We start from the raw sequence: 11,924 nt of genomic DNA on the forward strand, positions 1-11,924 counted from the left end.
TGAAGGTGGGGAGAGGGCCTTTTTTGGTTATGTCCTACACCTTGTGAAACAGATAAACAACTACCTAACAAAAATAGAATAACATAACCTTGTTTTGTTGATTTTTGTTTTTTATGCTACACTGAATGGAAAATTAGGAAAAACGGGTGAGTAGGATGGCCAAAAGAGTAACGATGCAGCAAATTGCGGATGCTGCGGGGGTGTCCAAATTCGCAGTCTCCCGTGCGCTGACGGGCAAGCCTGGTGTGAGTGAGCATACACGCGAGATGATTGTCAGAACAGCGGGGCAGCTTGGGTATTTCAGAACTGAGCCTAAGCGTTATCCGGGCGAGACACAGATATCAACGGAGATGAAGCCAGAAGCGGAGCGACAAGGTACCATATTGATTTTGTTTCCCAACATTCGTTCTCAGAATCGAGCTTCCTTATACTGGGGGCCTGTGTTTGATGGCATTTCTGAGAGATTGAATGAGAAGGGGATGGATATTTTAACGCTGACAGAACCCTCTTCAGATCGGATGTTCTCGGTCCTTAATCCCGAAGCAATCAGCGGAGTCATTACCGTGGGCACCATCTCGACATCGGTATTGCTGGAGATTTACAGACTGCGTATTCCGCTTGTCATGGTGGATCATGAAGACCCTGCCATATACGCAGACTCGGTTTTTACGGACAATATGAAATGTATGAAAGAACTGGTTCTCATGCTCGTTGGAAAAGGGTATAGAAGATTCCAGTTTGCCGGGCAACTGCCCGATGCGGCAAGTTTTAGAGAACGCTGGCTTGGATATCGTACGGTGCTGGAAGAGAAACAGTTGGAGGGGAAACAGCAAGAAGGCTTGCTGGGACCAGAGTATGATCAGATCCGGAAATCCATTGCTGAAATGGAGCTGGAGGATATCCCTGAAGTTATTGTGTGCGCAAATGATCATACAGCTGTCATTGTCATTCAGGCACTCCAAAGTCGAGGCATTCAGGTGCCCGAACGCTGTGCCGTAACCGGATTTGACAATACGCAGACGGATGAACCCATTCTTGCTTCGGTACATATTAACAAAGAGAATCTGGGAACAAGAGCAGTAGATCAGCTATTGTGGCGGATCAAACACCTGGATGAACCTTATGAACGCAAGCTGATCTATTCGGAATTAATTATTCGTGATGAATATAACGCGAGTATACTGTAATGGGATATGAATTTACGGGCTCATTTTAACAATGTCATACGGGTAAATGAAATGAGGTGAAAGACATGGAGAGGTTAGAGCTTCATGTCTTTTTGATATGCAGAAACCATTTAACAAATTAAATTACAAAACAGATTGACTACATGAAGCATATCGTGTTAATTTTGTTTTGTAAGTTATTTGTTTTTATAATAACAAAACCTAACAAAATAATATTTACCAACTCTAACAACAATGGAGGCTGTCATGAGCACAATACAATCACATGTTTTTCAGAATTGGACGTTCAAGGCTTGCGAAGATCAAGAGTGGATGCCGGCTCAGGTGCCCGGCTGTGTGCATACAGATTTGCTGAAGCTGGGCAAGATTCCAGATCCTTTTTATGGAACAAACGAGAAGGAAGTACAATGGATTGATAAGATAGATTGGGAATATCAGACGGAATTTGACGTTGCCGAAACGTTGTTCTCTCAGGAACATCTGGAACTGGTATTTGATGGTCTGGATACATATGCGGATGTGTATGTGAATGAGGTGCATGTGTTATCAGCAGATAATATGTTCCGAGTATGGAAGGCAGATGTAAAGGCTGTATTGAAGGGGAACGGGAACATTCTCCGAATACGTTTTCGGTCTCCAATTCAGGAAGATCTGCCTAAGCTGGAGAAGCTCGGATATGCATTACCGGCATCCAATGATCAGTCCGATGTTGGCGGACTTGGCGACAAAAGAGTAAGTATTTTTGCACGTAAAGCCCCGTATCACTATGGTTGGGACTGGGGTCCACGTTTTGTAACCAGTGGGATCTGGCGTGAAGCACGTCTTGAAGGCTGGACACAGGTACGAATCAATGATGTGTATATCCAGCAAAATGAAGTAAGCGCTACCTCAGCTTCATTAACGGCTGTTGTGGAAGTCGAGACATCCCAAGCGGTAGATACGATTATTCGTATCGGCGCAGATGGACAGAGATGGGAAAGATCCGTATCGCTACAACCTGGAACTCAGACTGTGGAGATTCCAATCTCCATTGATGAACCAAAACTGTGGTGGAGCCGTGGGCTTGGTGATCCGCATATGTACACCTTCCTTACCGAAGTGCTTCAAGGTGAGCGAGCTGTGGCTGAATCTACAGTGAAGACTGGGCTTCGTTCCATTCGGCTGGTACGTGACAAAGATGAGGCAGGAGCATCCTTTTATTTTGAACTAAACGGTGTTGCGGTCTTTGCCAAAGGGGCCAACCACATTCCGAATGATAGCTTCATCACCGAAATTACCCATGAACGTTATCGTCATGAGATCGTATCCGCAGCCGAGTCCAATATGAATATGCTGCGCGTGTGGGGTGGCGGAATCTATGAGCAGGATGTGTTCTACGAACTATGTGATGAATACGGAATCCTGGTATGGCAAGACTTCATGTTTGCATGCAGCATGTATCCAGGAGATGAAGCGTTCCTGAACAGTGTGAGACATGAGGCGATTGATAATGTGAAACGTCTGCGCAACCATCCAAGTATTGCACTCTGGTGTGGGAACAACGAGATTGATTCGGCTTGGGCTCACTATGTTGAGAATGGTGGCTGGGGTTGGAAAAAGGAATTTACTGCCGAGCAGCGTGAAAGCATCTGGGCCGATTACGAAGCCATCTTCCATGATTTGCTGCCAGAAGTCGTTGAAGCGTATGCGCCAGGTGTGGATTACTGGCCTTCCTCACCACTGGTATCCCTGACAGGGGATGAGACGCAGCATGCGCACCCATCCACAGCTGAAGGGGATATCCACTACTGGGGCGTGTGGCACAATGTAGAACCATTCGAGAACTACAACGTACATGTGGGTCGTTTCATGAGTGAATACGGATTCCAGTCTTTCCCGGAGTACAAGTCAGTACGCACTTACGCAGAAGAAGAGGATCTGGCTCTGGAGTCGGAAGTCATGCTGGCTCATCAAAAGAATGGGGCAGGTAATCGTCTGATCAAACAGTACATGGATATGTACATGCATGAATCGAAGGACTTCCCATCGTTCCTGTATATGAGCCAGGTGCTTCAGGCGGAAGCAATGAAGACAGCCATTGAAGCGCACCGTCGCCGCAAACCATTCTGTATGGGCACACTTTACTGGCAAATGAATGACTGCTGGCCGGTGGCTTCATGGGCAGGTATGGACTACCTTGGTCGTTGGAAAGCATTGCAATATTATGCGAAACGCAGCTTCAGCGATGTGTTGGTATCGGTAGATGGAACAAAAGAAGATACAACAGATATATATATCATCTCGGATCAATTACAACCTGTAAAAGGGCAGTTACAGATTCGTTTGCTCGGGTTCGATGGAACGGTGCATCGTGATGAAACACATGACGTGACCTTGGCATCTAATACAGGTGATCGAGTGCTGTCATTACGTAACGTGGAATGGCTTGAAGGTCATGATACAGCTAACACGCTGCTGCGCCTGGATCTGAAACAGGAAGGTGCGGCGAATATCGTACAGGAACACTATTTTGTACCGTCCAAAGACCTTGCTCTGCAGCCTGCAAACATCAATGTAAGCGGAGGAGCGGATGAGAACGGCGTTCATCTGGTACTGGAAAGTGACGTGCTTGCTAAACAGGTATGGCTATCTTCGGATGTGGAGGGTGTCTTCTCGGATAACTTCTTCGACTTGATTCCTGGCATTCCGGTGAAGGTGCAGTTCACTTCCAGAGAGGGATTGCAGTCTAATGATGTGATATCAAATCCGGGGCCGATCGAGGTTCGATCCATGATTGATTTTATTCGTTTGACCTAGAAGAAACGGTTGGAGTCTCTCGTAAGAGAGATTTCAACCGTTTTTTTATTGAAACCTGACTCCATTTATATATCGTAATGGTTTCGTAATACTTCGCTTAGAGAATCGTAAGCTGTCTTGCTTATTGTAATCCATGTAAGTAATAAACGAATGGAGAGTGATAAGAATGATGAAAACAAATAAGAGCAAAAAAGTGATGGTAGCAGCGGTATTGATGATGTCTATTGCCTTTTCTGGATTGGCAAGTGCTGCAGATATGAAAACGATTAAAAAGGATGGCATGGAGCTTGTTCAATTGAGACAGGCGGCGAAAATGTATGATTACAGCATTATGTGGGACAGCAAGGATAGATCTGTAACTCTGATGTATATGGGCAAAATGGACGACAAGATGATGAAAGACGACAACATGATGGAAGACGACATGAAGATGAAAGATGACAAAATGATGGAAGACGACATGAAGATGAAAGACGACACCATGGTGGAAGACGACATGAAGATGAAAGACGACACCATGATGGAAGAAACGATGATGCCTGCGGGGAAAACGATTAAATTGTGGATTGGATCGAAAAAAATCATGGTAGACGGTATGCAAGTTAACTTGAAATCGATGCCTGTCATCCATGAAGGGAATTCGTATGCGGCTGAGTCTGTAATTAAACAATACATGATGCCCGCCATGGGAATGAAGTAATTTAAGGGCTAAGCATTGCCATCACCATATGATATGATTGGCTCAAATGTATTTTCTGGAATATGGGGTGGGTTCGTTTGAATGAATGTGTACTGGTTGCCGATGATGATACAAATATTACGGACGTTTGTCGCAGGTATCTGGAACGGGAAGGTTATCTTGTCGTGACGGCTAAGGACGGTTTGGAGGCTATTGAGCTGTGGCACAGCCAAACGCCAAGCTTGATTGTGCTCGACCTGATGATGCCACATAAGAATGGTTGGGAAGTTTGCAACGAGATTCGGCAAACTGAGGATGTGCCCATTGTAATGCTGACGGCCCGGGGGGAGGAGCAGGACCGTCTGATGGGACTGACGATGGGGGCGGATGATTATCTGACCAAACCATTCAGTCCGAGAGAACTTGTTTTGCGTGTGAAGGCAATCCTGCGGAGAATGCGAACTGCGCAGGCATCACCTGTTACAACATCTGAATATACGATCAATTATGAAGGGCTTACCATTGATTTTACCAAGCGTGAAGTGCACATTAGCGGGCAGGCCATTGAATTGACCGTTACAGAGTTTGAGATGTTGTATTTGCTGGCAAGTCACCCGGGTCAGGTGTTCTCCCGTAATCAGATGTTAAGCAAGATTTGGGATTTTAGCTATGAGGGAGATACAACAACGGTGACTGTACATGTTCGGAGACTACGAGAGAAGATCGAACAGAATCCTTCTGATCCAAAATATATTAAAACAGTTTGGGGTATAGGCTACAAGTTTGCGGGTGGTAGTTCATGAAACTTCGCACATACTTGGTGTTGTCCAGTCTCACAGGCATTGGCGTATTATTAATTTGTTTGTTCATCAGTTATTCCAAAATGCTGCTTACGATTGAACAATTGTATTGGTTATCGGCTATAACGGCAGGGGTAGGCTTACTTTCGTTTATTCTTCAATATTTGCTGACTAAGCCATTAGAGAAATCAATTGCGCGTATTACACAGCAGACTATACGAATTGCCGAAGGGGATTTCCATACGGAAGTCCCTCTCATCGGTACGCAGGAATTTAAGCTTCTGGCACAGCAATTTAATGAAATGAGTTCCAAGCTGAAGGAAAGCTTTGATCATCTGCATCACTCAGAAACCGCGAGACGAGAGTTGATCGCCAATGTATCCCATGATTTACGGACTCCCTTGGCATCTATTCAGTCATTCGTCGAAGCGTTGGAGGATGATGTCATTAAGGATAAAGAAACCTTTCAACGTTACCTGAACACGATACGACTTGAGACGAAGCGTTTGGGAGGGCTTATTCAAGACTTGTTTGAATTATCCAGCCTGGAAGCGCAAGGGGAGGTATTTGACCCTCAGCCTTGTCACGTCGATGAGTTGCTGCTCAGTACATTGGAGAGTTTTTCGTTTCACCTCGCCGAGAAAACGCTGAACGTTGAAATCGATTTGCCCGATAAATTACCAGCCGCGGTCATGATGCCTGCACAAATGAAGCGGGTCCTTTCCAATTTGCTGCAAAATGCCATTCAATACTCTCCTGTTGAAGGAAAAATCATTCTGGCTGCCGACGAAAAGGGGCCGTTTATACGAATTTCAGTTACGGATGAAGGGGAAGGCATTGAAGCGGAGGAGACTTCGCGTATATTTGAACGTTTTTATCGAATTGACAAATCACGCAGCAAGAGTAATGGGGGGGCCGGGCTTGGCCTTGCCATCGCTCAATCAATTGTGGAACTCCATGGTGGCGAGATCGGGGTTCAGAGTACAAAAGGAGAAGGAAGCTGCTTCTGGTTCACGCTTCCGATCTACGTCAGTCGTTAACCTTGGTTAATCAAACGTAGTATTTATTCAGGTGGTGAATGACTTGACCAGTGATTTGGTTTTTCTTTTCGGGGTTTTTGGTGCAGGATTGTTATCGTTTTTTGCGCCATGTATTCTGCCACTGATCCCGGTATACGTGTCTTATCTATCCGGAAGCATGGTCAACGGTACGAATCAGCAGCAGCCTGACACCCATTCGGTTCGGTTGCGGTCCACACTTGTTTTGCGGACATTTTTATTTGTTCTTGGGCTGTCCCTGGTATTTGTTTTACTCGGTTTTGGTTCCAGCATGGTTGGTAATTTGATCTCAAGTCCTGTGTTTATTGCGATCTGCGGAGCCATCGTGGTGCTTTTTGGGATTTATCAAACTGGTTTGATCCGACTATCCTGGCTGGAACGGGAGAGAAAGCTGTCAAACGATCAAGCCAAACGGGGAGGGTATGTCGGAGCGTTCCTGTTGGGTCTGACGTTTAGTTTTGGCTGGACGCCTTGTATCGGGCCTGTGCTGGCGGCCATTCTTGGTATCGCCGCAGGAGAAGGCTCTCCACTGTACGGCGGGTTTCTCATGTTCCTGTATACCCTTGGATTAGCGATTCCTTTCCTGATTCTGTCCGTTTTTTCGGAATATGTTATGAAGCGGATACGTCGTTTATACAAGTACATGGGCGTCATCAAAATAACTTCCGGCTGTATTCTTATTGTCATGGGGCTATTGTTAATGACAGACCGGCTAAACAGCTTGGTGACCTGGTTTCAATAATCATTGGAGGAATTTGGTATGAAGACGGCACGGAAATGGATGGTATCTGTAATCGTATTCACTGGAGTACTATTGATCTTGAGCGCATGTGGATCACAGCAAACAGATACAAAACAAACGGGGTCATCATCAACCCCAGCATCAACATCCGATATGAGTTCGTCAACCATGATGAACAAGGGCGAGACGGCTCCTGAATTTTCATTGCGTGATCTGAAAGGAAACACGGTTGGACTTTCTGATGTTCAAGGCAAGAAAGTGTATGTGAAATACTGGGCTTCCTGGTGTTCCATCTGCCTTGCGGGTTTGGAAGACCTGAACAATCTGGCTGGTCAAAACAATGATTTTCAAGTCATTACGATTGTGACGCCAGACTACAAAGGAGAGAAATCCTCCCAAGCGTTTACCAAATGGTTTGACCAACAGCCGTATGATAACATAACTGTTCTTTTGGATGAGAAAGGTGTATGGGCCAAGAAATTTGGCGTAAGAGCATATCCTAGTTCCTTTTATATTGGCTCTGATGGTATTTTAACGAAATCGCAGCCAGGGCATGCATCCAATGAACAGATCATGGAATCATTACAAGAGATTTTGTGAGAAGGGAGGAAGTGTCATGAAAAGGACGCTGCTCGGCTTGTGCCTCCTTGTTATCGCGATAGTTGTATCTGCTTGTGGAAACAGGGCTGAGAGCCATTCAGCTTCATCTTCGATATCCACTCAACCTGTCAAGGCATCGAGTGTCTCCGAGGAAAACCTGAGTAACCTGTATTTGGCAGGAGGCTGTTTCTGGGGTGTGGAGGCATATATGGCTCTTATTCCGGGGGTTCAGGATGTGACTTCCGGTTATGCCAACGGTGAAGGAGAGAATCCAACCTATGAGGATGTTATTCGCGGGGACCAGGGGTTTGCGGAGACCGTTCATGTAAAATATGATCCGCAACAAGTATCTTTGCAGAAATTGCTTGAATCTTATTTTCGAGTTATTGATCCTACCAGCTTGAATAAGCAGGGCAATGATCGTGGAGTTCAGTATCGGACTGGAATATATTATACGTTGCCTGAAGATGCCAAAATTATCGAGCAGGCTGTAAAGGCAGAGCAAGAAAAATATGACCAACCTATTGTAACGGAAGTAATGCCTCTGCAGAATTATTATTTGGCGGAGGAGTACCATCAGGATTATTTGGAAAAAAATCCGAGCGGATATTGTCACATTGATATGACTGTCCTGGATGACCTGGAGATTGGAGTTGATCCGGCTCAATATCCACGTCCAACAGATGAACAATTAAAGGAACGATTAACAGACGAACAGTATGCGGTCACGGTAAACAATGATACGGAGCATGCGTTCAGTAACGAATACTGGGATAATGAGGAGCCCGGTCTGTATGTGGATATTGCAACGGGAGAGCCGTTATTCACCAGCCGGGATAAGTACGATTCCGGTTGCGGGTGGCCGAGTTTTACAAAGCCGATTGTACCTGAGGTTGTTACCTATACAACGGATACGAGCTTTGGGATGGAACGCACGGAGGTACGAAGCCGGGCAGGTGACATCCACCTCGGTCATGTGTTCGATGATGGTCCCGAAGATCGCGGCGGCAAACGTTACTGTATTAACAGTTCATCGATCCGGTTTATTCCGTTAGACAAGATGGAGGAAGAACGGTACGGATACTTATTGTCTTTTGTCGAGTAGAGAAGGGCAGCTGACTTTATCAAACGGTAATAAGGCCATAATTTAGAACGGTTGAGATCTCTCTATGAGGGATTCCGACCGTTTTTTATTCTGAGGCATCTAACAAAAACGGAGGTAGGCTTCAAAGATGGTTCCATCATTGCTATAATTGATAATCATTATCAATTATAGGTGGGTTTTTAGTCACAATGCCAAGGTATTGTGTGTGTTTGATCGCTTAGGAGAGGGAGTTTATATGGGAATTCAGAATGACATCAAGCTGTGGGATCAGGTACAGGTTCGCGTGCTTGATGTGCGTTTTATATCGCTCGCAACACACGAGTTCATACGCAATTATGTGTTACCAACCAGTGCATATGTGTATGTTCAAGGCAGGGGTCAGGTCTCGCTGGATGAAGAGGTATGGACGACAAACCAGTTCTTGCTGCTGCATGGGGGGAAAGGAAGACGTCTGACACTTGAAGCGACAGGGGTTACGGAGGTACATCTGATTTTGTACAAATCAACCTTGCCCTCCAACGTGCTTGTGGAGTACCGAATGATGTTGAACCAGCGTAATCCGTTTGAAGAGTCCTGGGCGACAGTGCCGGATCATACACTTGAGTTACGTGAGCTTGTGCGGAATATACATGAATGTTGGTCAGGGCAGGAGCGAGTGGGCAAAATTCAAGTCAAAGTGTATTTTTTTCAACTGGTACAGCTTGTATTGTTACAGCGGAGTCGCATGTTTAACGAAGTTCAACAGCCTTCGCTTACCGATCAGGTTTTGCGATATATCAAAGCTCATTACCGGGAATCCATCTCACTTGATTCGCTTGCCCAGTCCTTGAGTTACAGTCCGCAATATTTATCACGCAAATTCAAGGAACAGACGGGATGTACACCGACAGAATATGTGATTCGGTTACGAATGAGTGAGGCAAGGAGTCTGCTTGCGTCCACAGAAGCTTCATTACAGGAGATTGCTGCGTATGTCGGTTATATGGACCCGTTTTATTTCAATCGTATATTCAAAAAAGAGACCGGTATCACACCGGGGCAATATCGGTTGAAGCAGCAGGAAAACTCGAAATCAGTTTCAGAAAGTACATTAAATGCAACAAATGAATCCATTGTAACAAGAGGGGATGAACGTTATCCTTTAATTGATGATGATAATCATTATCAATATGAGGGAGATGAGGAAATCAACATGTTTAACCATTTTAAATCAGCGATCATGTCGCTTGCGCTTGTACTCACATTGAGTGCTTGTGGAACAGCCCAGCAGCGGGCAGAAACATCCGAAGTTGCGGCTGAACCCGAACAACCGGCAGTCGTGGAAACCCAAATGGTAAATACGACCTTTGGTGAGGTAGAGATTCCTGCACATCCGGAGCGAGTTGCTGCCATTGATTATCTGGGAACGGTGCTTGCTCTTGGTGTCAAACCGATTGGTGGAGGCCAATTTCTAATGAACAGTCCTTATCTGGAAGGTCACATGGATGGTCTTGAAACGATAGGGGATTCCGTTGAACAATTGATGGAACTGGAACCTGATCTCATTATTACATTGAATCCGGACAAGGCTGCTTATGAGAAATACAGCAAGATTGCTCCAACCGTTTCGATCGCATCCATCACATTCCCGACACTGAAAGATGAAGTAAACTATTTCGGTAAAGTCCTTGGCAAAGAAGCGGAAGCAGAGAAGTGGCTTGCTGATTTTGATGAGGAGATTGCCAAAATCAAGCAGGAGGTGCAGAGCGTTGTTCCAGCTGACGCTACATTCTCCGTTATGCAGGAATATGATCGCCAAGTCTTCATTTTTGGCAATCAGTCGGGCCGGGGAGGGCGTAACATCTACGAATTGCTTGGATTGCAAGCGCCAAAGAACATTCCATCCGAGTTGATGCAGGGCGCCTACCATGAATTCTCCATAGAATTGCTTTCGAAGTATGCCGGAGATTACATTGTGCTGACCAGTAACTCTCAGCTAAAAGATCTTCAGGCAGATCCGATCTGGGGTTCATTGCCTGCTATCAAAAATGGAAATGTGTACATATGGACGGAAGAACAATCCTGGTTCCGTGACCCTATCGCCTTGTTGAAACAGACACAGGATCTGGCTGAGTGGATTATTGGACTTAATACACCGTCTAAATAAGGAACTTCAGAAAAACCGTGCCGCCCAGTTTGCTGAGCAGCACGGTTTTCATTTTCTTATGTAGGACTGAACAGTAGAGGGGATTAGCTGCCTGTACGGAGATGAAATAACAGTGTGGTGTGATTACCGTATAAGAGTTTATTCGCTCTTTTGTTCGTTCTGAATTTCTTGCAGATCCTCCAGTTGCAGTGTGAGGTCATTCTCGGGATTTGCACTCACAATGACTTCTGACGGTGATTGTTGCTGACCTGGCTGGTTCGACTTGGCGGCAGGTTTAATCACGTAGAGACTTTGAACGGAGTTGAGCATGCTGGCAGGGGTGTCTTCATACGTTTCCAGGAAGAGTACATAGTCTTTGGTAGGAATCAGCTTGAGGTTGTCATCATTAATAATCTCGGTGTTGCCAAGTTGTCCGCCAAGTTGCTTCACTTCAAGTTTTTCCCCGGCAGTGTAACCGCCTTTATAGGATTCAGCGACCTGAATCGTGTGGATCGTATAGATTTTGTCAAAAGAAGATGGCTCTCCGCCCGGATCGGACGCGGGGTTTAACTCGTTTTCATTGGCAGCATCGGTAACTTGTACGATATCGTTTAAAGCTTCCACACGAGTCTCAACAACACTACCTTTCACAATGGTATTTGCTCTCTCGGACAGGTCGCCAATGCTGGCATAACTCGGGTAATCTTCAGAAGCAATAATGGTCATGGGTGCATCGGATGGGGACGCGGTAGGTGTAACAGAAGAACATCCAACAGCAGATAAAATGAAAATGGAAGAGAGAAGCAGCGTTAATACTCGATTTTTGTTCATG

The 11,924-nt window shown here is 45.5% G+C and carries 10 protein-coding genes; 9 read left to right on the forward strand and 1 reads right to left on the reverse strand.

Annotated features, from left to right (window positions below):
- Nucleotides 1-155: 155 nt before the first annotated feature.
- The 9 genes from BS614_RS16205 (at nt 156) to BS614_RS16245 (ending at nt 11,113) form a co-directional block, all read left to right on the forward strand.
- The gene (locus BS614_RS16205) at nt 156-1,187 is read left to right on the forward strand and encodes a LacI family DNA-binding transcriptional regulator (protein WP_074094712.1); all 1,032 of its coding nucleotides are present in this window, start codon (nt 156-158) and stop codon (nt 1,185-1,187) included.
- A gap of 246 nt (nt 1,188-1,433) precedes the next feature.
- On the forward strand, nt 1,434-3,983 hold the full coding sequence (locus tag BS614_RS16210; protein ID WP_074094713.1) for a beta-mannosidase: 2,550 nt from the start codon (nt 1,434-1,436) through the stop codon (nt 3,981-3,983).
- A gap of 166 nt (nt 3,984-4,149) precedes the next feature.
- Nucleotides 4,150-4,683, forward strand: coding sequence for a hypothetical protein (locus tag BS614_RS16215; protein WP_074094714.1), 534 nt, complete (start codon nt 4,150-4,152; stop codon nt 4,681-4,683).
- Between the two features lie 77 nt (nt 4,684-4,760).
- Entirely contained in the window at nt 4,761-5,465 is a 705-nt protein-coding gene (locus BS614_RS16220; RefSeq protein ID WP_074094715.1) for a response regulator transcription factor, read from the forward strand.
- Nucleotides 5,462-6,502, forward strand: a complete 1,041-nt coding sequence (locus BS614_RS16225) for a sensor histidine kinase (protein WP_074094716.1) — start codon at nt 5,462-5,464, stop codon at nt 6,500-6,502. The genes BS614_RS16220 and BS614_RS16225 overlap by 4 nt, the downstream gene beginning before the upstream one ends.
- Before the next feature lie 34 nt (nt 6,503-6,536).
- The gene (locus BS614_RS16230) at nt 6,537-7,262 is read left to right on the forward strand and encodes a cytochrome c biogenesis CcdA family protein (RefSeq protein WP_244898341.1); all 726 of its coding nucleotides are present in this window, start codon (nt 6,537-6,539) and stop codon (nt 7,260-7,262) included.
- Nucleotides 7,263-7,280: 18 nt separating this feature from the next.
- Nucleotides 7,281-7,862 (forward strand): redoxin family protein, encoded by a 582-nt coding sequence (locus BS614_RS16235; protein WP_074094718.1) that lies wholly within the window; start codon nt 7,281-7,283, stop codon nt 7,860-7,862.
- A gap of 16 nt (nt 7,863-7,878) precedes the next feature.
- Nucleotides 7,879-8,967, forward strand: a complete 1,089-nt coding sequence (gene msrB, locus BS614_RS16240) for a peptide-methionine (R)-S-oxide reductase MsrB (protein ID WP_074094719.1) — start codon at nt 7,879-7,881, stop codon at nt 8,965-8,967.
- Between the two features lie 235 nt (nt 8,968-9,202).
- Nucleotides 9,203-11,113 carry an AraC family transcriptional regulator gene (locus tag BS614_RS16245; RefSeq protein ID WP_074094720.1) on the forward strand — a complete coding sequence of 637 codons (1,911 nt, stop codon included), beginning with the start codon at nt 9,203-9,205 and terminating at the stop codon, nt 11,111-11,113.
- Between the two features lie 138 nt (nt 11,114-11,251).
- On the opposite strand, the gene BS614_RS16250 is transcribed toward BS614_RS16245, so the two are convergent.
- Nucleotides 11,252-11,923: a hypothetical protein gene (locus tag BS614_RS16250; protein WP_074094721.1), complete on the reverse strand. Its 672-nt coding sequence runs from the start codon at nt 11,921-11,923 to the stop codon at nt 11,252-11,254.
- Nucleotide 11,924: the final 1 nt, after the last annotated feature.

The organism is Paenibacillus xylanexedens (assembly GCF_001908275.1).
GTDB classification, from domain to species: Bacteria; Bacillota; Bacilli; order Paenibacillales; family Paenibacillaceae; genus Paenibacillus; species Paenibacillus xylanexedens_A.

What these genes read in the sequence shown, in the direction of transcription:
- BS614_RS16205 (WP_074094712.1), top strand. Translation starts at nt 156, where the DNA reads ATGGCCAAAAGAGTAACGATGCAGCAAATTGCGGATGCTGCGGGGGTG.
- BS614_RS16210 (WP_074094713.1), top strand. Translation starts at nt 1,434, where the DNA reads ATGAGCACAATACAATCACATGTTTTTCAGAATTGGACGTTCAAGGCT.
- BS614_RS16215 (WP_074094714.1), top strand. Translation starts at nt 4,150, where the DNA reads ATGATGAAAACAAATAAGAGCAAAAAAGTGATGGTAGCAGCGGTATTG.
- BS614_RS16225 (WP_074094716.1), top strand. Translation starts at nt 5,462, where the DNA reads ATGAAACTTCGCACATACTTGGTGTTGTCCAGTCTCACAGGCATTGGC.
- BS614_RS16235 (WP_074094718.1), top strand. Translation starts at nt 7,281, where the DNA reads ATGAAGACGGCACGGAAATGGATGGTATCTGTAATCGTATTCACTGGA.
- msrB (WP_074094719.1), top strand. Translation starts at nt 7,879, where the DNA reads ATGAAAAGGACGCTGCTCGGCTTGTGCCTCCTTGTTATCGCGATAGTT.
- BS614_RS16245 (WP_074094720.1), top strand. Translation starts at nt 9,203, where the DNA reads ATGGGAATTCAGAATGACATCAAGCTGTGGGATCAGGTACAGGTTCGC.
- BS614_RS16250 (WP_074094721.1), bottom strand. Translation starts at nt 11,923, where the DNA reads ATGAACAAAAATCGAGTATTAACGCTGCTTCTCTCTTCCATTTTCATT.